The sequence below is a fragment of the Mesorhizobium sp. WSM4809 genome (assembly GCF_055811655.1).
In genome coordinates this window covers 139,015-158,611 of record NZ_JBVVQW010000009.1, presented here as the reverse complement: position 1 = coordinate 158,611, position 19,597 = coordinate 139,015, and the positions used below count along the sequence as shown (strand labels likewise).

19 protein-coding genes are annotated in these 19,597 nt (G+C 63.7%); 8 read left to right on the top strand and 11 right to left on the bottom strand.

Features of this window, described 5'->3' with window-relative positions:
* Window positions 1-42 precede the first annotated feature (42 nt).
* Genes AC0L24_RS22245 through AC0L24_RS22225 form a run of 5 tightly spaced genes read right to left on the bottom strand, consistent with a single transcriptional unit; the run spans window position 43 to window position 3,116 of the window.
* Complete coding sequence (locus tag AC0L24_RS22245; RefSeq protein WP_127322210.1) at window positions 43-705, bottom strand: hypothetical protein; 663 nt, start codon at window positions 703-705, stop codon at window positions 43-45.
* A 14-nt stretch (window positions 706-719) separates the two neighbouring features.
* Entirely contained in the window at window positions 720-1,145 is a 426-nt protein-coding gene (locus AC0L24_RS22240) for a DUF1178 family protein (protein ID WP_023811158.1), read from the bottom strand.
* Complete coding sequence (locus tag AC0L24_RS22235) at window positions 1,142-2,008, bottom strand: carbon-nitrogen hydrolase family protein (protein ID WP_127397868.1); 867 nt, start codon at window positions 2,006-2,008, stop codon at window positions 1,142-1,144. Before AC0L24_RS22235 ends, AC0L24_RS22240 begins: the two co-directional genes overlap by 4 nt.
* Before the next feature lie 10 nt (window positions 2,009-2,018).
* The gene (grxC, locus tag AC0L24_RS22230; protein WP_127397866.1) at window positions 2,019-2,288 is read right to left on the bottom strand and encodes a glutaredoxin 3; all 270 of its coding nucleotides are present in this window, start codon (window positions 2,286-2,288) and stop codon (window positions 2,019-2,021) included.
* A gap of 27 nt (window positions 2,289-2,315) precedes the next feature.
* Entirely contained in the window at window positions 2,316-3,116 is an 801-nt protein-coding gene (locus AC0L24_RS22225; protein ID WP_127809229.1) for a ComF family protein, read from the bottom strand.
* Window positions 3,117-3,181: 65 nt separating this feature from the next.
* Here AC0L24_RS22225 and AC0L24_RS22220 point away from each other — a divergent pair, with 65 nt between their 5' ends.
* Window positions 3,182-4,057, top strand: coding sequence for a class I SAM-dependent methyltransferase (locus tag AC0L24_RS22220; protein ID WP_127809228.1), 876 nt, complete (start codon window positions 3,182-3,184; stop codon window positions 4,055-4,057).
* A gap of 27 nt (window positions 4,058-4,084) precedes the next feature.
* Here AC0L24_RS22220 and AC0L24_RS22215 read toward each other — a convergent pair whose 3' ends face one another.
* The 5 genes from AC0L24_RS22215 to argJ form a co-directional block, all read right to left on the bottom strand.
* Entirely contained in the window at window positions 4,085-4,270 is a 186-nt protein-coding gene (locus tag AC0L24_RS22215; RefSeq protein ID WP_013529446.1) for a Flp family type IVb pilin, read from the bottom strand.
* A gap of 109 nt (window positions 4,271-4,379) precedes the next feature.
* Window positions 4,380-4,694, bottom strand: coding sequence for a hypothetical protein (locus AC0L24_RS22210; protein ID WP_013529445.1), 315 nt, complete (start codon window positions 4,692-4,694; stop codon window positions 4,380-4,382).
* Between the two features lie 127 nt (window positions 4,695-4,821).
* The gene (locus AC0L24_RS22205; RefSeq protein WP_292699806.1) at window positions 4,822-5,244 is read right to left on the bottom strand and encodes a (deoxy)nucleoside triphosphate pyrophosphohydrolase; all 423 of its coding nucleotides are present in this window, start codon (window positions 5,242-5,244) and stop codon (window positions 4,822-4,824) included.
* On the bottom strand, window positions 5,237-5,989 hold the full coding sequence (locus AC0L24_RS22200; RefSeq protein WP_473564159.1) for a GNAT family N-acetyltransferase: 753 nt from the start codon (window positions 5,987-5,989) through the stop codon (window positions 5,237-5,239). The genes AC0L24_RS22205 and AC0L24_RS22200 overlap by 8 nt, the downstream gene beginning before the upstream one ends.
* A 29-nt stretch (window positions 5,990-6,018) precedes the next feature.
* Complete coding sequence (gene argJ / locus AC0L24_RS22195) at window positions 6,019-7,260, bottom strand: bifunctional glutamate N-acetyltransferase/amino-acid acetyltransferase ArgJ (protein ID WP_127395661.1); 1,242 nt, start codon at window positions 7,258-7,260, stop codon at window positions 6,019-6,021.
* Window positions 7,261-7,430: 170 nt separating this feature from the next.
* On the opposite strand from argJ, the gene AC0L24_RS22190 reads away from it, so the two are divergent.
* Complete coding sequence (locus AC0L24_RS22190) at window positions 7,431-8,660, top strand: caspase family protein (RefSeq protein WP_473564158.1); 1,230 nt, start codon at window positions 7,431-7,433, stop codon at window positions 8,658-8,660.
* Window positions 8,661-8,963: 303 nt separating this feature from the next.
* Window positions 8,964-9,563: a TetR/AcrR family transcriptional regulator gene (locus AC0L24_RS22185; protein ID WP_473564157.1), complete on the top strand. Its 600-nt coding sequence runs from the start codon at window positions 8,964-8,966 to the stop codon at window positions 9,561-9,563.
* A gap of 67 nt (window positions 9,564-9,630) precedes the next feature.
* Here the strand turns inward: AC0L24_RS22185 and AC0L24_RS22180 are convergent, their stop codons facing one another.
* Window positions 9,631-10,548: a peptidylprolyl isomerase gene (locus tag AC0L24_RS22180; RefSeq protein ID WP_127809224.1), complete on the bottom strand. Its 918-nt coding sequence runs from the start codon at window positions 10,546-10,548 to the stop codon at window positions 9,631-9,633.
* Window positions 10,549-10,817: 269 nt separating this feature from the next.
* Between AC0L24_RS22180 and secA the strand changes: the two genes are divergently transcribed.
* From secA to AC0L24_RS22155, 5 genes are all read left to right on the top strand, one after another.
* Entirely contained in the window at window positions 10,818-13,550 is a 2,733-nt protein-coding gene (gene secA / locus AC0L24_RS22175; protein WP_473564156.1) for a preprotein translocase subunit SecA, read from the top strand.
* A 350-nt stretch (window positions 13,551-13,900) separates the two neighbouring features.
* Window positions 13,901-15,301: a lipopolysaccharide biosynthesis protein gene (locus AC0L24_RS22170; RefSeq protein WP_473564155.1), complete on the top strand. Its 1,401-nt coding sequence runs from the start codon at window positions 13,901-13,903 to the stop codon at window positions 15,299-15,301.
* Window positions 15,301-16,581, top strand: a complete 1,281-nt coding sequence (locus AC0L24_RS22165; protein WP_473564154.1) for a GNAT family N-acetyltransferase — start codon at window positions 15,301-15,303, stop codon at window positions 16,579-16,581. The genes AC0L24_RS22170 and AC0L24_RS22165 overlap by 1 nt, the downstream gene beginning before the upstream one ends.
* A 228-nt stretch (window positions 16,582-16,809) precedes the next feature.
* Window positions 16,810-18,117 (top strand): coiled-coil domain-containing protein, encoded by a 1,308-nt coding sequence (locus tag AC0L24_RS22160; RefSeq protein ID WP_127809220.1) that lies wholly within the window; start codon window positions 16,810-16,812, stop codon window positions 18,115-18,117.
* A gap of 351 nt (window positions 18,118-18,468) precedes the next feature.
* Window positions 18,469-19,593, top strand: coding sequence for a glycosyltransferase family 9 protein (locus AC0L24_RS22155; protein ID WP_473564153.1), 1,125 nt, complete (start codon window positions 18,469-18,471; stop codon window positions 19,591-19,593).
* Window positions 19,594-19,597 lie beyond the last annotated feature (4 nt).

The following is a 19,597-nucleotide window of genomic DNA, read 5'->3' as shown; positions in this document are numbered from 1 at the left end:
GCAGCTCGCCGTTTCCGCGAAACGGTGAAATGCTCTAGCCGGTCAGTTCATAGGCTGCCGCGAGAACCGGCGCCGGTGTTTCCAGCGCTGGTATGATACGGTGAGGTGGACAAGCCGGGTCGGCATGTTGAGGTAGAGCAGAGCATCTCGCAAACCACTGAGATTTCGCTCACTCATCGCCTTGTCGGAAAAGTCCGGCATGGCCTCAAGTGTCGCTTCAGCTTGCTGGCCCCGGCCCTTTCCTGTCGGCAATCTGGCCGCAAAGGCTATTTCTCGACGCAGACAGACCTGCTCGACGCGATCCCGCAACGCCTCTTCGTAGCCGATACCGCATCGCATAAGCCGCGCGTGGGTGGCCTCATGGACGATAATCGAAGCGACCAATTCCGGCGTCGTCTCTTCGCTGATGATATGGCGCTCGTCCAATTCGCACGCCTTGGAGGAGTTCGCCCATTGCGCGACTGAAGCAGGAAGGGTTGTGACGAATACCTGTCTTACGTCACCAAGCAGCCGTCTGTAGCGCACTGGATCAAAATCACGAATAAGCTGAAGCGCCTCGACGATCTTGTCGGTGCCCTTGTCGCTGATGATGAGCAATCCGTCGACCGTTCGGGTACCGCTAAGCTTCACGGCGGCCCAGCGGGCCAACCGGCCAACGACGGCTCTTATGCTGCGTTCCGGCTCAATCGCTTCTGGGTCGCGCAAAGCTCCCTCGGAATTCAGTTGCGATCGTCCGGGAACACCGGGATGGGCATGAACTCGACGCCGTCCTCGGCCAGGCTCTTGGCTTCATCCAGCGTCGCCTCGCCATAGATGCCGCGCGGGTCGCTCTCGCCGAAATGGATCTTTCGCGCTTCCTCGGCGAACTTGTCGCCGACATAGTCGGCATTCTCGCGCACCTTCTCGGCCATCGCCTTGAGCTGTGCCAAAGCCTGCTTCTGCGCCTCGCCCATGGCGAGCGCTATGGTTTCCTGCTTGCGCGCCGTGGAGACAGCCGGCGCCATCAGCGCCTTCTGCACCTTGTGCGAGCCGCAGGTGGGGCAATCGACAAAGCCGCGCTTCTTCTGGGTGTCGAAATCGTCGTTGCTGCGGAACCAGCCTTCGAATTCGTGCTCGTGCTCGCAGATCAGGGCAAAGCGGATCAAGAGGCTGCACCCCTGAGCCGCGGCGCCTCGCCCAAGCCGGCATTGACGGCGAAATCCCGCGCATTCCTGAGATTGGGGATTTTCTTGCGCGCGGCAAGCGACTGCGCCGGGTCGATCTCGGCGACGATCACATCAGGCTCGTCATGCGCGGCTTCCGCGATGATACGGCCCCACGGATCGACGATCAGCGAATGACCGTAGGTCTCGCGGCCATCCTCATGCAGGCCGCCCTGCGCGGCGGCGATGACATAGGCGCCATTCTCGATGGCGCGGGCCCTGAGCAGCACGTGCCAGTGCGCCTCGCCGGTCTGACGGGTGAAGGCGGCAGGTACGGAAAGCAGATCGGCGCCGGCCAGTGCCTCGGCGCGGAACAATTGCGGAAAGCGCAAATCGTAGCAAACGGCAAAGCCGAGCTTTGCACCCTCGATCTCGGTGACGACGGCCTCGGTGCCCGGTTCGTAGGCAGCGGATTCACGCCAGCTCTCACCATTGTCGAGGTCGACATCGAACATGTGGATCTTGTCGTAGGTGGCGAGCGCAGCACCATCCGGGCCAAACAGCAGCGCCCGGTTGGCGAGCTTGCCGTCGGCCCGCAGGATGGCGGTCGAGCCGATATGCAGGAAGACGCCGAGTTCCTTGGCCAATCTGCGCGCGGTCGAAACGACGATGTCCTTGTCTTCGGACGTAAACGAGGCGGCGCGAGCTTCCTTGTCGCGGATCAGCGCACCGGTCATTTCCGGCGTCTGGATGTAGGTCGCGCCCTGGCTTGCCGCTTCACGCACCAGCCGTTCGAGATCGACCGCGTTGCGCTCGGGACTCTCGCCTGAACGCATCTGGATCGCAGCGGCTTTGAAAACACCCATCGTCATTCCCTTAATTCGTCGCGCCGTTGGCGAGCAGTTTGTCCAGCCGGCCTTCGGCCTCCAGCTCGTGGAGGTCGTCACAGCCGCCGATATGCGTATCGCCGATGAAAATCTGCGGAAAGGTCGTGCGGCCATGCGCCCGTGAGATCATCTCCTGGCGCAGTTCCGGCGAGAAGGAGGCATCGTGCTCGGTAAAGACGACGCCCTTGCGCTCGAGCAGCCGCTTGGCTGCCGTGCAATAGCCGCACATCATACGGGTGTAGATCGTGACATCGGCCATGACGAATTTCCGCTGTTCGTTGCCGACTTATATAGTCGCGGACTCGTCCGCCCGAAAGTCCCCCGGCAACACACGGGCAAAGGTCAGCACGTCGACGGCGGCCGCACCTCCCCTTTTCAGCGCCTTGGTGGCGGAACGCACCGTGGCGCCGGTGGTGTAGACATCGTCGATCAAAAGCACCCTGCGGCCGGCGATCTCGATTTCCGCCTCGGCGGGTACCCGAAAGGCCGCCCGCACATTCTCCTCGCGCTCGCTGCGCTCCAGCCCGACCTGCTGGCGGGTGAGTTTCACGCGCCGCACCGCCGAGGGGGCGAAGGGCAGTTCGCTGAGCACCGAGACCGCCCGCGCCAGTTCCGCCGATTGGTTGAAGCGCCGCCTGAAAAAGCGCCGCCAGTGCAGCGGCACCGGCACCACCACATCCGCCTCGGCGATGAGATCGGCACCCGCACGCACCATCCAGCGCGCCATCCATGGTGCCAGATCCGTGCGATCCTGGTATTTCAACCCTTGCACCATCTGGCGGGCAACGCCGGAATAGGCGACCGCCGCCCGCGCCCGCTCGAAAGGCGGCGGATCGGCAATCGCCTCGGCCGACAGAAAGCCTTCGCCCATATGATGGGTGAACGGCGTGCCCATGACCGGGCACCATGGCCGCTCCAGCAGCCTGAGCTTCGGCCAGCAGGCGCCGCACAGCACGCCTGGCTGCGAGACATGCCGGCGGCAACCGGCGCAGACCGGCGGAAACAGCATACGCGCCGGCCAGCCGACAACCGACCGCGCCAGGTTCGTGATCGCGATGGACTTGATCTTGGGCATCGGATCGGCCACGTGGTTGCTCCTGCGCGCCACTATATCAACGATCCCGGAGCGTGGACAAACAAAGGATCTGCCCGTTGCAGCCGATAATGGATACCTCTCTGTGGCTGGCGCACAAGCGGCGCGCCCTTGCTCATCCGGTCGACGGTGCGGACTTCCTCATGCGCCGCACGGCCGAGGACCTTGCCGACCGGCTGGGTGCCGTCGAGCGCAGGTTCGGCAAGGCGGCTGTGCTGTTTTGCCAGACGCCGGCAGCAGCCGAAACGCTCGCCGAAAGCGGCAAGGTCGCCGACATCGTCCGCGTCGAGGCGGACACGGCCTTCCTGAGCGGTGGCGGCGCCGGCTTGATCGCACCGCTCGAAACCGTGCCGTTCGAAGCGGAAAGCCTCGATCTGGCGGTGTCGCTTCTGTCGCTGCAGGCCATGAACGACATCCCCGGCATGCTGATCCAGATCCGCCGTGCGTTGCGGCCGGATGGGCTTTTCCTCGGCGCCTTTGCCGGCGCCGGTACGCTTTTCGAGTTGCGCGAAAGCCTGCTTTCGGCCGAGACCGAGCTTTACGGCGGCGCCAGTCCGCGTGTCGCCCCGTTTACCGACGTGCGCGATGCCGGTGCGCTGCTGCAGCGCGCCGGTCTCGCTCTGCCGGTCGCCGACGTAGAGACGGTGACGGTGCGCTATGCCAGCCTGTTCAACCTGATGGCGGATCTGCGGGCCATGGGCGAAACCTCTGCGCTCACCGATCGCAGCCGGCGGCCGGGCTCGCGCAAGCTGTTTGCCCGCGCGGCGGAAATCTACGCCGAGCGGTTTTCCGACCCCGACGGCCGCGTGAGGGCAAGTTTCTCGATTGTCTGGATGTCCGGCTGGGCGCCCGACGCATCGCAGCAAAAACCGCTTAAGCCAGGGTCGGCCAAGGTCTCGCTGAGAACAATCCTGGAGGCGCCCGGCGGGCAATGATCCTGCCCGCAGGCGCGGAAAGCCGGATCAGGGCGTGGGTGCGAAAGCGTTCGCAAGCTTGCTGTTGTTGTCGCTGAACAGCCAGATGATCCCGTCGCGGACCTCACCGATACCGCCGACGATGGCCAGCGACAGCACGGCGATGATGACGCCATATTCGACGGCCGTGGCGCCGGTCTCGTCGTTCAGAAAACCCAGCAGCACTGCTTTCATGGCCTCAACCCCTCTGTCCGGGACCTTACCGCCGACCTGTTAAGAAAGGTTAACGGCAAAGGCTTAACAGGCGATGAAACCGCCGCCTTTCCGAAATCTCTTAACCATGTCAGCAGTCGCCGCTGCTCCTGCCATTGGACCTGATGATGCAGACCGAGCTCGGTTGCGGCTGCAGCACGCTGCGGCGCAGCGTGTAGGTTTCGCGATGGCCGATCGAGCCTGTCGCCGCCATGTCAAGCCCGCCGAAACCATCACGGGCCGACAGCGAGCGTGTCTGGCTGTCGAGGAAAGGGGTTGCAATCAGCGCCAGCGCCACCGCGGCCGAACCGAACAGCAGCGTGATGCGCAATATGCCCATGCCCGCATCGGCGGCGCGAAAACCGCGCTCGGGCCGGATCGAGTCCCAATCCCTGTCTAGGCTCATGCTATCGCTCCCCGGCAAATCGACGGCTCGGCCGCGAACGGCCATGCTTCAATTTTTCACGACGAGATAAATCTTCCATTAACGCTGGCTGATACACGCCTCGGCAGGAAGCGACCGGACGCGAACCTCAGAGCAGATCGATGAGGAACGGGATCAGCGGCGCATCGGCCGGCGGCATCGGATAGTCGCGCATCTGCTTCGGCCGCACCCATTTCAGCGCCTGCCCTTCCTTGGGCTGGGCTATGCCGCGAAAGCGGCGGCAGATGAACAGCGGCATCAGCAGGTGGAAATCGTCGTAGGAATGACTGGCGAAAGTGAGCGGCGCCAGGCATGGAATGTCGGTTTCGATGCCGATTTCCTCATGCAGTTCGCGAATGATGCATTGTTCGGGCGTCTCGCCGGGCTCGACCTTGCCGCCGGGAAATTCCCACAACCCGGCAAGTTGCTTGCCCTGAGGCCGCTGCGCCAGAAGCACCCGGCCGTCGGCATCGACCAGCGCGCAGGCGGCGACCAGGAGCAGGCGCTTGCCGGCGGTCACGATATCATTCATGACCCGGCGGCCGGCGGTAGTGGTAGCGATAGACTTCCTCGAAGCCGAGCGAATGGTAGAGCGCCAGCGCCGGCACATTGTTGGCCTCGACCTGCAGCCAGGCTTCCCGCGCGCCCCGCAGCCGCGCCCATTTGAGCGCCGACAGGATCAGGTTGCGGCCATGGCCCCTGTTGCGCGCCGATCTGTCGGTAGCGATCTCGAACAGGCCGGCGAGATCGCCGTCATGGACGCAGATAAGCGTCGCCAGCGCCTCGGCTCCATCTTCGAGCGCGAACAGCCCGGCTTCGGGCTGGATGGCGCCGATGATCTCCGACAGGCCGGGCCGCAGTGAAACATCCGAACCGCTGACCTTGAGCAACGCGCCGATGAAGCGGCTGATGTCCTTGAGCGGAATCTGGTCCATGGCGGCGTCGAGCTGCGCGCCGGCCAGCGGCAGCCGCATGACCAGCGACTCGTCGAACCGGCTCCAGCCCTCGCGGTCGAGATGGCTGGCGAGATCGGGACCCGACAGCGGCGACATGCGGAACGTCAGCGGCCTTCCATAGGCATCGAAACGGCGGCTGGCCCGTCCGATACGGTCGGCCATGTGCATGATATCGCCGGGATCGAGCGGATTGACCGAGTTCAGCCGCTTGGCCGGATGGCCGGCGGTCAGCCGCACCACCCAGGTGCCGTCATAGTGGACGGCGGCTGCCGGCCAGGCGCGAAAGCCGGCCGCCTCGTAGCGGCGTACGATCGCGAGCATGCTTGCCGGATGCCTGGAGCTCAAAACCGTCAGCTCCGATAATCGCCATTGATGGCGACATATTCCTTGGTGAGATCGCAGGTCCACACCGTCGCCTTGCCGCGGCCGATGCCGATATCGGCACGGATGCGGATGTCGTCGCGCTTCATGTAGGCCGACGTCGCGGCCTCGGAGTAGCCGGGGTCGCGCTCGCCTTCATGCGCCAGCCTGTTGTCGCCGAACCAGATCGACAGCCGGTCGCGATCGGCGGGTTCGCCGGCCTTGCCGACGGCCATGACGACGCGGCCCCAATTGGCGTCCTCGCCGGCGACCGCCGTCTTGACCAGCGGCGAATTGGCGATGGACAGCGCGATGCGCTTGGCCGAGCGCGCCGATTTGGCGCCGGTGACGGTGACTTCGACCTGCTTGCGGGCGCCCTCGCCGTCGCGCACCACTTGCAGCGCCAGCGATTTCAGCACCTTGCCGAGCGCCCGGCGGAACGCGCCGAGACGGGCATCCTTGGGATCGGTTATGTCAGGCGCGCCGCGCTTGGCGGCCTTGCCGGTGGCGAAGATCAGCAGCGTGTCGCTGGTCGACGTGTCGCTGTCGACGGTGACCGCGTTGAAGGTCTTGGCCGTGCCGCGCGACAACAGATCCTGCAGGACGGGGGCGGCGATCGGCGCATCGGTGGCGATGAAGGAGAGCATCGTCGCCATGTCGGGCGCAATCATGCCGGCGCCCTTGGAAATGCCGTTGATGGTGACTTCGGTATCGCCGAGCTTGACGGTCGCAGTCGCCAGTTTCGGATAGGTATCCGTGGTCATGATCGCCTTTGCCGCCTCGGTCCACAGCCCGGGCTTGCCGTTGCTGACCAGCCCGGCCAGCAGGTGGCTGAATTTGCTGGTGTCGAGCGGCTCGCCGATGACGCCCGTCGAGGCCAGGAAAACCTCCGCTGCCGTGCAGCCGGCCGCCTTCGCCGCCGCCGCGCCGGTCAGCGCGGTCGACTCGCGGCCTTTCTTGCCGGTGAAGGCGTTGGCGTTGCCGGAATTGACGACCAGCACCCGGGCCTTGCCTGCGCCGAGATTCTGCCGGCAGAAATCGACCGGCGCCGAAGGGCATTTCGATTTCGTGAACACGCCGGCGACCGCGGTGCCTTCATCGAAGACCATGGTCAAAAGATCGGTGCGGCTCTTGTACTTTATCCCTGCCTCGGCGGTGGCGATGCGCACCCCATCGATTTCCGGCATTTTCGGGTATTTCTTCGGCGCGAGCGGCGAAATCGTCGTGGACATGGAGGCCTCGGGCGGGAAAAATCGCAGGGGAAGGCCGGTTTGCCCGATAGACCGCGCGGGCGCAAGGGCGTTTTCGTCGCTCTTGCCCGGGAGCTCGAACCCGCTCGTGGTTAGGCCTGCATTTCAAATCCGGTGGCGTCACCGGGGCCGATGGCGTTATGATCTGCCCCATGGGCAGGCTTGCGATCCTTGCATGGGCATTTCTGGGACTTTTGCTGCTGAGCGCGGATGCGCAGCCGCAACGGCGCGTGGCGCTTGTCATCGGCAACGGCACTTACGCCGAAGCCGGCACGCTGGCCAACCCGGTCAACGACGCCCTCGACATCGCCGACAAGCTGCGCTCGATCGGCTTCGAGGTCATCGAGGGCAATGATCTCGGCAAGCGTGAACTCGAACGCAGCATCGGCGCGTTTTCCGATGCGCTCCAGGGCGCCGGCGTCGGGCTTTTCTACTATGCCGGCCACGGCCTGCAGGTCGACGGGCGCAACTACATCGTGCCGGTCGACGCCAGGCTGGACGTGCCCGTCAAGTTGCAGCTCGAAGCAGTGCCGATCGACGAAGTCCTCGACATCATGGAACAGCAGACCAAGGTCAGCCTGGTGTTTCTCGATGCCTGCCGCAACAATCCGTTCGCCCGCAGTCTCAGCCGCACCGCCACCACGCGCTCGGCGAAGGCGCTGGCCGGGCTGGCGCAATTCGATTCGACGCGCGGCTCGTTCATCGCCTTCTCGACGGCACCTGGCGCTGTCGCCATGGACGGCAGCGGACGCAACTCGCCCTTCGCCGCCGCCCTGCTGCGCCACATCGCCGAGCCCGGCCAGAGCATCAACGACATGATGATCGCGGTGCGCCGCGACGTGGTTTCGCAAACCCGCGAAACCCAGCGCCCCTGGGAGCAGGGATCGCTGCTCGAACGCTTCGAATTCGTCTCGGACGGACAACCCGCAGAGCCACAAAGGCCGCCCGCGGCGCCGGCGCCTTCAACGGAAGTGGCCGCACTTGAACGCTCTGTCGGCGACGACAAGGGATCGATCGAGAAATTCCTGCGCCAGGACTATCTGACGCCGGACACCGGGGCGATGAGCGAGACCGTCAAGCGGCTCTACGGCCCATCCGCCTTCATCTTCGGAACCCGCTACGACGCCGACGCCATCGTCAAGATCAAGGCCGACTGGTTTGCGCAGTGGACCTCTTGGTCGCTAAGCATGGAGGCCGGCAGCCTGGAGGTCACTCCACAGGGCGAAGATCGCGCCGAGGCAGTCTTTGCGATGCGCTACGACTATCTTCCAAAGGACAGGTCGGCGGCACGCCTGACCGGCAAGGCGCGCGTTACGCTTGGGCTGGTCAAGGCCGGCGGCGGCTGGCGTATCGAATCCGAGACATCGCAGGCGATGCAGTAGGCGTGATCCCACGGCCAGCCGGGCAATTCAAGCTGGCGGCGCCTCATGGCGATAGGAATTTTTTTCTTGACTCGGTGAGGGCAGCTATGCTACATTTTTGCCCATGGTGCTGATTTGCGCCAGTGACCCGCCGCCCGGCGGGTTTTTGCGTTTGGAGCTTCGCCAACCGACACGCAGGTAGACTTTCAGAGAATGAACTTAACCCCGCCGCTACCATCCGTTCCTGAAGCTTGAAAACGCGCCGTTTCGTTTGAGCGTCGGGTCGCCTATATTGCCGGCGAAGTGTTGGCGAGGACGACAGAGATGGCCGAGGACGCCGATGCGGCGCGCAGATCGATCGGTGCGCGGCGCAACCCCGACAGCGCCGAGGCCATTCTCCAAGCCGCCGAGGCCGTGCTGGTCGAAGCCGGTTATGCCGGTTTCTCGATCGAGGCGGTGGCGCGGCGGGCCCGCGCCGGCAAACCCACCATCTATCGCTGGTGGCCGAGCAAGGCGGCATTGCTGCTTGAGGTCTATCAGCGCCAGAAGCGCGTCGATGTTCCCGATACCGGGCGGCTGGAGGAGGATCTCGTCGGCTTCCTGAAAAACCTGTTCACCCACTGGCGCGAGACATCGTCGGGAAGCGTGTTCCGGTCGCTGATCGCCGAGGCGCAGTCGGACGAGACCGCTGCCGCGGCCCTTGCCGACTACTCGCTGGGCCGACGCTCCCATACCGGCCAGATCATCGAACGCGCCAAGGCAAGGGGCGAAATCCCGGCCGAAATCGATTCAGCCGTTGTCGCAGACCTGATCGCCTCCTTCGCCTGGAGACATCTGTTGACCAACCGGCTCGACGAGAACGAAGCCACCATCGGCAAGGCGGTCAACTACGTGATGCGAGGCATAGCGGCGCCCGCCCCCTAAAAATACGGCAATGAAAAAGGGCGCGGCAACCCCTGGCTGCCGCGCCCTTTTCGAAGACCTATCGGTCTTACTTGGCGCTTTCCAGCGTATCGACCGTCTTCTTCAGGTTCGCGTCGGGGATCTCGATCTTGGCGCCGGCGCGCAGCGACTTGACCAGCGCGAAATATTTGTCGCGGATGACCGCCTGCTTGGCCTGGTCCTTGACGTCGTCGAAGGCCGGCGGCTGCTTGGTGCGCTTGTCCTCGAGCTTGATGACATGCCAGCCGAACTGCGTTTGCACCGGCTGCTCGGTGTACTTGCCGACCTCGAGCGCGGAGGCCGCCTTGTCGAACTCCGGCACCATCTGGCCAGGTCCGAACCAGCCGAGATCGCCGCCGCTGGTCTTGCCCGAGGGATCGCTGGTGTGCTCGGTGGCGAGCTTCTGGAAGTCGGCGCCGCCGTCGAGCTGCTTGATGATGGCCTCGGCCTCTTCCTTGGTCTTCACGAGGATGTGACGGGCATGCAACTCGTTGGTGGGCGGCGTGTTGGCGATTTCCTGGTCGTAGCGGGCGCGGACCTCGGCGTCGGTGACCTTGTCGACGACGCCCTTCTCGACCATCTCGCCATGCAGCGCGCGCTGCTGCAGGAAAGCCATGCGGCGCTGGAAGTCGGGATCCTTGTCGAGCCCTGACGTGACCGCCTGGGCGGCCATGACACGGATCTCGATGGCAGCCGAGAGCGCTGCGGCACGGCGCTGCTCGGGCGGCAATTGCGCGAACTGCTGCGACAATTCCCCTTCGGCAAGCACCAGATCGGCTTCGGTCAGGGGCTGGCCGTTGACCGTGGCGATAACCTTATTCGGATCGACCGGTGCCGCGGCTGGCGCTGCTGCATCCGCCGGGGCGGGAGCGGTTTGCTGCGCCATCAGCGGCGAGAGCGAAAGGGCCGACAGGCCGACGGCCAAGCCAAGGCTGGCGAGCGACGCGCGGCAGAACAACAGGGACATAGGGTGGACTCCGGTGGGGATTGTTAAGAGGGGTGCTTCCAGATCGGCCAGATTGTGGCGGAATTTGGCGCAGCCAGCAGGGCCAGCGCGGCGTTGACATCAGTTGAGCCCCCTCTTATCTGTCCAACGACTTTGCGTCCAGAACCGTTTTCCGGGCGCTTTTTGTGTTTGCCAGTGTTCACTAATGTGTTTGCCAGTGTTCACGTGGAATTGATGGGGCCGGCCGGCGCTCATCTCAAGATTGAGAATTCTATCGAAAGGACCATTGGATGGTCAGTCTCGGCGGTCTCGCCCGTAAGGTTTTCGGTTCCTCCAACGACCGTCGGGTCAAATCGACCCGGCCCCGTGTCGAGGCGATCAACGCCATGGAAAACGAGATGCGGGCGCTCTCCGACGAGGAGTTGGTCGGCCGCACCGCGAAATTCCGCCAGGACATCGCCAATGGCGCCACGCTCGACGACCTGTTGATCCCGGCCTTCGCTACCGCCCGCGAGGCAGCGCGCCGCGTGCTCGGCATGCGCCCCTTCGATGTCCAGCTGATCGGCGGCATGGTGCTGCACAATGGCGGTATTGCCGAGATGCGCACCGGCGAGGGCAAGACCCTGGTCGCGACGCTGCCGGTCTACCTCAATGCGCTCGCCGGCAAGGGCGTCCACGTCGTCACCGTCAACGATTACCTGGCCACCCGCGACTCCGAATGGATGGGCCGCGTCTACAAGTTCCTCGGCCTCTCGGTCGGCGTCATCGTCCATGGCCTGTCTGACGAGGAGCGCAGCGCCGCCTACGCCGCCGATGTCACCTACGCCACCAACAACGAGCTCGGCTTCGACTATCTGCGCGACAACATGAAATACGAGCGCGCCCAGATGGTGCAGCGCGGTCACAATTACGCGATCGTCGACGAAGTCGATTCCATCCTGGTCGACGAGGCGCGCACGCCGCTGATCATTTCCGGTCCGCTCGAGGACCGTTCGGAAATGTACAACACCATCGACACCTTCATCATCCAGCTGCAGCCGCAGGATTATGAGATCGACGAGAAGCAGAAGACCTCGATCTTCACCGAGGAAGGCACCGAGAAGCTCGAGAACCTTTTGCGCGACGCCGGCCTGCTCAAGGGCGAGTCGCTCTACGACGTCGAGAACGTCGCCATCGTCCACCACGTCAACAACGCGCTGAAGGCGCACCGGCTGTTCCAGAAGGACAAGGACTACATCGTCCGCAACGGCGAGATCGTCATCATCGACGAGTTCACCGGCCGCATGATGCCGGGCCGCCGCTATTCGGAAGGCCTGCACCAGGCGCTCGAAGCCAAGGAGCATGTGGCGATCCAGCCGGAGAACCAGACGCTGGCCTCCGTCACCTTCCAGAATTATTTCCGCCTCTACAAGAAGCTCTCCGGCATGACCGGCACGGCGCTGACCGAGGCCGAGGAATTCGGCAACATCTACGGTCTCGAAGTCACCGAGATCCCGACCAATCTGCCGGTCGTGCGCATCGACGAGGACGACGAGGTCTACCGGACGGTCGAGGAGAAATACAAGGCGATCGTCAGGGAGATCCGCGAAGCCAGCGCCAAGGGCCAGCCGACGCTGGTCGGCACCACTTCCATCGAAAAGTCCGAGCAGCTGGCCGAGCGCCTGCGCAAGGAAGGTTTTACCGATTTCGAAGTGCTGAACGCCCGCCATCACGAGCGCGAGGCGGCGATCGTCGCCCAGGCCGGCAAGCCAGGCGCTATCACCATCGCCACCAACATGGCCGGCCGCGGCACCGACATCAAGCTCGGCGGCAATGCCGAGATGCGCATCGAGGATGAGCTCGGCGACATGCCGGTCGGACCCGAGCGCGAGGCGCGGGAAAAGGAAATCATTGCCGATATCGAGCGGCTGAAGGAAAAGGCGCTGGCCGCCGGCGGCCTCTATGTGCTGGCCACCGAGCGCCACGAATCGCGCCGCATCGACAACCAGTTGCGCGGCCGTTCCGGCCGTCAGGGCGACCCCGGCCGCTCGAAATTCTTCCTGTCGCTGCAGGACGATCTGATGCGCATCTTCGGCTCCGAGCGCATGGACGGCATGCTGCAGAAGCTCGGCCTCAAGGAAGACGAGGCGATCATCCATCCGTGGATCAACAAGGCGCTGGAAAAGGCGCAGAAGAAGGTCGAGGCGCGCAACTTCGACATCCGCAAGAACCTTTTGAAATATGACGACGTCTCCAACGACCAGCGCAAGGTGGTGTTCGAGCAGCGCATCGAACTGATGGACGGCGAAGGCCTTTCCGAAACGATCGCCGAGATGCGCGAAGGCGTCATCGACGAAATCGTCGCCAAGGCCATTCCCGAAAACGCCTATGCCGAGCAGTGGAACGTTGCCGGGCTGAAGGCCGAGATCGCCGAGTTCCTGAACCTCGACCTGCCGGTCGATGACTGGGCCAAGGAAGAGGGCATCGCCGAGGACGACATCCGCGAGCGCATCGCGCAGGCCGCCGAAGCCGCCGCCAAGGAGCGCGCCGAGCGTTTTGGCCCCGAGGTGATGAACTATGTCGAGCGCTCTGTTGTGCTGCAGACGCTCGACCATCTGTGGCGCGAACACATCGTCAATCTCGACCATCTGCGTTCGGTCGTCGGCTTCCGCGGCTACGCCCAGCGCGATCCGCTGCAGGAGTACAAGGGCGAGGCGTTCGAGCTGTTCCAGGCGATGCTCGGCAATCTGCGCCAGGCCGTCACCGCGCAGCTGATGCGCGTCGAGCTGGTCCGCCAGGCCGCCGAAGCGCCGCCTCCGGAAGCCCCCGACATGTTCGGCACCCATATCGACGGCACCACCGGCGAGAACGATTTCGAAGGCGGCGAGACCGCCCTCCTGGTCCGCCCGGAGACGACCGCCATCGTCGCCCCCGAAGACCGCGACCCCAACAACCAGGCCACCTGGGGCAAAGTCGGCCGCAACGAAGCCTGCCCCTGCGGCTCGGGGAAGAAGTACAAGCACTGCCACGGGGCGTTCGCGTAAGGGCGCTTCTTCCTTCCCTTCTCCCCGTTCACGGGGAGAAGGTGGCCCGCAGGGCCGGATGAGGGGCGGCGCCGGCGTTTGCGGGCCGCTAAAATCCGGCGAAGGCCGCTTCGCCGGCGACCGCAAACACGCCTTGTCGGCTCGACCCACCATTTGCCCGCGCGAAGTCGCGCATAGCGCGTCTTGTCGCGCACAGCCCGATCTCCCACCGCCTGCGCCGCCCCTCATCCGCCTGCCGGCACCTTCTCCCCGTATAGGGACGGGCGAAGGGGGCTTCCTACCCACGTTTTCTTAATGTGTCTCCGCTACACAGAACCCTGAAAAGAAGCGGGAAACGGAGAGAAATCGGGGTGCGCTTTTCCGCGGCCACGACTGCCGGGCGGTTCTTGCCGCAGCGTTGGGCGCTGCGCATGGGGCCGTTGCTTGGCCGCATCGATGCCGTGCTGTTCACCGCCGACGAGCGCGGCGAGGCGAGCCGCATGTCGGTCATCGCCTTCTCCATCCGCATCGTCAGCGCCGTCATCGCCTTCGTCAGCCAGGTGCTGATGGCACGCTGGATGGGCTCGTTCGAATATGGCATGTTCGTCCTCGTCTGGGTGACGATGGTCATCGTCGGCAACCTCGCCTGCCTGGGCTTCCACACCTCCGTCATCCGCTACATTCCCGAATACCGCGAGCGCGGCTTGATGGATGAGCTGCGCGGCATCGTGCTGGCCAGCCGTCTGTTCGTGCTGATCGCCTCGACGCTGATTGCCGGACTCGGCGCGCTCGGCGTCTGGCTGGCGGCACCCTGGATCGAAAGCTACTATGTGATCCCGTTCATCCTCGGCGTCATCTGCCTGCCGATGATCGCCATGTCCGACCTTTTGTCGGGCCTGGCACGCGCCAACAGCTGGGCGCTGTTTGCCCTGTCGCCGACCTATCTGGTGCGGCCCGTGCTGATCCTGCTGTTCATGGCGCTGATGCTGTTTGCGGGCTACGCACCCGATGCCAGGACCGCCATCTTCGCCTCGATCGCCGCCACCTACGTCACCACGCTGGGACAACTCGTCGGCGTCACCCAGCGCATGGAACGGCAGATCCCGGCAGGGCCGATGAAGGTGCATTTCGCGCAATGGTTCATCGTCTCGCTGCCGATCTTCCTGGTCGAGAGCTTCTTCTTCCTGCTCACCAATGCCGATGTGCTGATGGTCGGCGCCTATATGGATCCCAACGACGTCGCCGTTTATTTCGCCACCGTGAAGACGCTGGCGCTGGTGCATTTCGTCTACTTCGCCGTCAAGGCCGGCGTTGCCCAGCGCTATGCGCAGTTCACCCATGGCGACCCGCAAAGGCTTGCCGCCTTCGCCCGCGAGACGGTGTCGTGGACGTTCTGGCCATCGCTCTTGATGGCACTGCTGGTGCTGGCGCTCGGCGAGCCGATGCTGGTGCTGTTCGGCCCTGAATTCACATCAGGCTATCCGTTGCTGTTCCTGCTTGTCTTCGGCGTCGTGGCGCGGGCCGCCGTCGGCCCCTGCGAAAGCCTGCTGACGATGAGCGGCAACCAGAACATCTGTGCTGCCGTCTATGCCATGACGCTGGCCTTCAACATCGCCCTCAACGTGGTGCTGATCCCGATGTTCGGCCTGTGGGGCGCGGCAATGGCCACCGCCTTTGCCATGATCTTCGAAGCCGGCGCGCTCTCCTTCACGGTGTGGCGCAAGCTCGGCATCGCCATGCTCATCTTCTTAGCCCCGAAAGGAGCCGCGTGATGGCTGCCATCCCGTTGCTTGAGGAAACCAGCGGCGGCACTGCCGGCGCGATGGTGTCTGGCCTTGCCGGACTGACCCGCGACGCCGACCCCGCTCACATTGAAATCCTCGCCAACAACCGGCCCGAGCGCAAGCTCGCCATCTATCCGCCATCGGCAGGCTTCGACCTGGTCGAGGAGCTGGATTATCTCTGCGCCCGCACGGTCGAGCCCAACGTGTTCTTCAACCCGCGTTTCCTGGCGCCCGCCATGCCGCGGCTGGAGGACCGCGAGGTGCGGCTGGCGGTCATCCGCGACGGCGACGAATACCGCAACCGGCTGCGCCTTCTGGTGCCGTTCTCGGTGGAACGGCCGGTGGTGCCGCTCGGCGTGCCGGTCATGCGTACATGGTCGAGCCCGTTCGGTCCGCTCGGCACGCCGCTGGTCGACCGCGACGATCCTGTCGGCGTCGTCGAAGACTTCTTCTCAATGCTGTCGCGCCCGCACTTCAAGCTGCCGAAAGTCTTCGTCCTGGCCGATGTCCGGCTCGATGGCCCGGTGGCGAGCCTGCTTGCCACCGTGGCCGAGGCGCGCGGCCTGACGCTGGTCACCACCGGCCAGATCCAGCGCCCGGCGCTGGAGAGCGAGCTCGATGGAGACGATTATCTGAAGGCCTCGCTGCGCGCGCACCATTATCGCGAGTTCCGCCGCCTGAAGCGGCGCCTTGGCGACCTTGGCAAGCTTGAGCATGTCGTGGCGCGCGGCCCTGAAGACATCCGCCATGCCATCGAAGGCTTCCTGTCGCTGGAAGCCGCCGGCTGGAAAGGCCGCGAACGCACCGCCATGGCGATCGACCGCTTCCGCGCCGCCTTCGCCCGCGAAGCCGTGCACCGGCTGGCCGAACAGGACATGTGCCGCATCCATTCGCTGACGCTCGACGGCCGCACCATCGCCTGCCTGATCGTCTTCGTCGAAGCCGGCATCGCCTATACCTGGAAGACGGCCTATGACGAGACGCTGGCCAGCTATTCGCCCGGCACGCTGCTGATGATCGAGGTGACCAGGCAGCATCTCGACGATCCCAACATCATGATGACCGATTCCTGCGCGGTGCCCGACCATCCGGTGATGAGCCGGCTATGGGCGGAGCGCAAGCCGATGGGCACGCTGGTGATCGGCCTGGCGCCGGATGCCGACCGCCTCACCCGCCAGGCCGCCTCGCAACTGCACCTCTACCGCGAGACCCGCAACATGGCCCGCCTGCTGCGCAACCGCATGAAGAGCCTGTTGGGGCGGCGCTGAGAAAAGGCAGGGTGCGGTTCTGGAGAATGGCACATCTTCGCTGCAATATTTGATGGGTGGGTGACCGGGAGTTTACTTCGGTTGCCAGCAGGCAAACGCGAATATTGATCTCTGCTTGTAAAAAAGCGAGATTTCTCGCAGAAATTTCCAGTGAAAGCCGATAAAACCTACTCGCATTCTTGTTCTTAATTCACGATAATCTAGTGATTCGGTAGCGATGAGAGAGAAATGTCGCTGAATCATGAGGCCAACGGCGCCCGGCACATCAGTGCGGAGGATAGCGCCGTTGTCCGAAGGGCCGACGAAGACTTCGACGAACTGATTCGAAGCATTCGAGCCGCAACGTATCAAGCTTTGCCTCTCTTCGAAGAGGAGCCCGTGACCGGATTGGCCCAGTCAGACACGCTGGCCGCCTCCCTCGGCTCGACTTCGGCCCGGACGGGCTCGAGCCAGGCCCGCGCCATGCGCGGCTCCTCGTCCTTGTCCAACGACAGGCTGGATCCACGTGCCGTTGACGACTTGGCGTGGTCGTTGGTTGACCACGATGTGGGCAGGCTTGATGCGCAAACGCACGATGCCGACGCTCCCGATACCGACAAATGGGAATTGCAGGAAGAGGTGGCGAAGCTGCAGCGCTTGCAGGATCGCACCTCGAAAGAGCTTGGGCGAAAATCGCGCGAGCTATCGATCGCGAGCAAGACCATCGCCGACCTGGAGGTCCAACTCGACAGGGCACGGCAGACCATTGCGCAAGCGGACAGGCATGCCGGCCAGCGCGCAACGCGGTTCCTCGAAGCGAATGTAGAGGTCGAGCGTCTGGGCCGTAACCTGGCGCGCGTGTCGGGGCAACTTCGCGACGAGATCATCGCCAGGCAAGCCGCCGAGCAGGCGCGTGAGGACGTTGCATGGCGGCTCGCAAGCTTGCAACAGGCCACCATGCTGCTTCGTTCCAAGGTCGCGGATGACCAGATCCACAACGAAAGACTGACCGGCAAACTTTCGGCGCAGATGCTGGTGCAGCAGGACCTGCAGGTGCGGCTGTCCACGCTCGAGCATCAGCGCGGCGTTCTCGGTGATTGCGCCGCCGCCGCGCAGGAGCGGGCCGTCGAACTTGAAAAGAGGTTGCGCTCGCTCCAGCGCAGCGCCGCCGATCAAAGCGTGGTCCGCGCAACGCCGGGCGTCGGGCAGCGCGCCGAGGACGTGGCCGAGCATCGGCGCCAAACCTCGGAAACCGAGATTGCGACGTTGCGCCAGGAGCGCGACGCGGCGCGCCGAGACTATGGCGCGGTGAAGGTTCAACTCGCCGATCTCCGCTTGCGCGGCAAGACCGACGAACTCGCGCATGCCCGTTGCCGCGATGAGAACCGCCAGCTTCACCAAAGGCTGGAAACGCTGACACGCCAGGATCCCCCCAGCGGACCGGCAGCCGATGACAATGCCGATCTCGAACGGACGTTCGACGAATTGCTGGCGGCTGGCGAGATCGGCGCGGCCAATGACGGCGGCCCCACCGGCGGGACGCGCAAAGCGTCTTGACCGCCTGCTGAGGCATATCGGTACGCAGGTGGCCACGTCGAGCCGACGGACGTGTTGGTGATCGGCATGACGTCGCCGCCCTTCTGGCACACCGAACTCGAGGCCGTCGAAACGTCGAGTGCATTCCAACGGTTTCCGTGTCTGTGGATGCCCTCAGCAAGCGTCTTGATCCCTGCCAGAGCGAGGATTCCGAGCCATGAAAAATGAAATGGCTGCCGCAGGTCTCCTCGCCATCAGTCCCGGCTCGATCATTGCATCGCCGAGCGCTCCATGCCCTTGGATAGCATCTGGAGCGGCGGCGGCGTAGATACCGTTTGGAAGAATGTTCAACGTCAAAGCTTAGGAATCGCCATGAGCAGGCAAGATCGAGGCCTTACGCGCTTCTCACGCAGGACGCGCAACGGCTTCAAGAATGCGGCGTTAGCACTTCATCTAGCGATCAACGTAGAACGACGAGACAGCATTGCCATTCGTGTAACAGGCGGCATGGGCGACCATATCGTGGCCGTCCGGTTTATTCGCGATCTGCTGAGCCACTTTGGCCGCGCAAAGATCGACGTCTATTCCGTAACGGGCGGAATGGGCTGGCTCTACGAGCCTCTCCCGGATGTAACTTTCATTGAAGCTCAGAAACGCGTATTTACGTGGGTCACGCATCGATATCTTCTTGTCCTGCAGCTCACACACACCGTAGATCTTGTGCACATGAGTTCTGCCGCTGCCGAACGGTGGCCGGCGCTTTCGGCAATGCTGCAAAGCATCGCACCGTATCGGAAGATGTTTTCGCATGCGATCGATGCGCATCCTCATTTGGACTTCCATCCAGCACTTGTAGCCCAATTTCAGAACGTGAGGCGAGACACCTTTCTGAACCATGTCAGCGGTGTGCCCTTTGGCGGCCATCAATATCCGTTACCTGAGGATGCGTCCTTGGTTCAAAGCTTGGGACTGGACCATAAACCCTACATTACTGTCCATAATTCCTTCAGCGAGGAGTCGGGTCGCCCTCGAGCTACGCGAGATTATCCGTTCTTGGATGATGTCGTGAAAGAGGTGAAGGCGCAGTTGCCGGATCTTCCTGTTGTCCAAGTCGGCGTGGTAGGAGGCACCCTCAGTTCGGCCGACTACAACCTTTCTTCCAAGACAACACAGCCGCAAATCACCTCCGTTCTTGCGAACTCGTCCATGCATTTCGACATGGAGGGAGGGCTTGTTCATATCGCAAGCTGTGTAGGGACGCCGTGTTGTGTCGTTTTCGGTCCAACGCCGATCGGCTATTACGCCTACCCGAACAATATCAATATTGCCCCGCGTGTCTGCGGCGGTTGTTGGTCCCTTACATTGGATTGGCAAAAGACCTGCCTTCTAGGCGCTGCGGAACCGCCTTGCATGTTCACGCAACCACCCAAGGCGGTGGCGCATGCGGCGTTACCGCATCTGCGAGTTTTGTTGAGCGAAAAGCGCCGATCAGCCTGAAGGG

Coding starts and splice junctions, on each gene's coding strand:
- AC0L24_RS22205 (WP_292699806.1), bottom strand. CDS start 5,244: ATGAATGATATCGTGACCGCCGGCAAGCGCCTGCTCCTGGTCGCCGCC.
- AC0L24_RS22235 (WP_127397868.1), bottom strand. CDS start 2,008: ATGGGTGTTTTCAAAGCCGCTGCGATCCAGATGCGTTCAGGCGAGAGT.
- AC0L24_RS22185 (WP_473564157.1), top strand. CDS start 8,964: ATGGCCGAGGACGCCGATGCGGCGCGCAGATCGATCGGTGCGCGGCGC.
- AC0L24_RS22210 (WP_013529445.1), bottom strand. CDS start 4,694: ATGAGCCTAGACAGGGATTGGGACTCGATCCGGCCCGAGCGCGGTTTT.
- AC0L24_RS22180 (WP_127809224.1), bottom strand. CDS start 10,548: ATGTCCCTGTTGTTCTGCCGCGCGTCGCTCGCCAGCCTTGGCTTGGCC.
- grxC (WP_127397866.1), bottom strand. CDS start 2,288: ATGGCCGATGTCACGATCTACACCCGTATGATGTGCGGCTATTGCACG.
- AC0L24_RS22190 (WP_473564158.1), top strand. CDS start 7,431: ATGGGCAGGCTTGCGATCCTTGCATGGGCATTTCTGGGACTTTTGCTG.
- AC0L24_RS22165 (WP_473564154.1), top strand. CDS start 15,301: ATGGCTGCCATCCCGTTGCTTGAGGAAACCAGCGGCGGCACTGCCGGC.
- secA (WP_473564156.1), top strand. CDS start 10,818: ATGGTCAGTCTCGGCGGTCTCGCCCGTAAGGTTTTCGGTTCCTCCAAC.
- AC0L24_RS22200 (WP_473564159.1), bottom strand. CDS start 5,989: ATGCTCGCGATCGTACGCCGCTACGAGGCGGCCGGCTTTCGCGCCTGG.
- AC0L24_RS22155 (WP_473564153.1), top strand. CDS start 18,469: ATGAGCAGGCAAGATCGAGGCCTTACGCGCTTCTCACGCAGGACGCGC.
- AC0L24_RS22160 (WP_127809220.1), top strand. CDS start 16,810: ATGTCGCTGAATCATGAGGCCAACGGCGCCCGGCACATCAGTGCGGAG.
- argJ (WP_127395661.1), bottom strand. CDS start 7,260: ATGTCCACGACGATTTCGCCGCTCGCGCCGAAGAAATACCCGAAAATG.
- AC0L24_RS22215 (WP_013529446.1), bottom strand. CDS start 4,270: ATGAAAGCAGTGCTGCTGGGTTTTCTGAACGACGAGACCGGCGCCACG.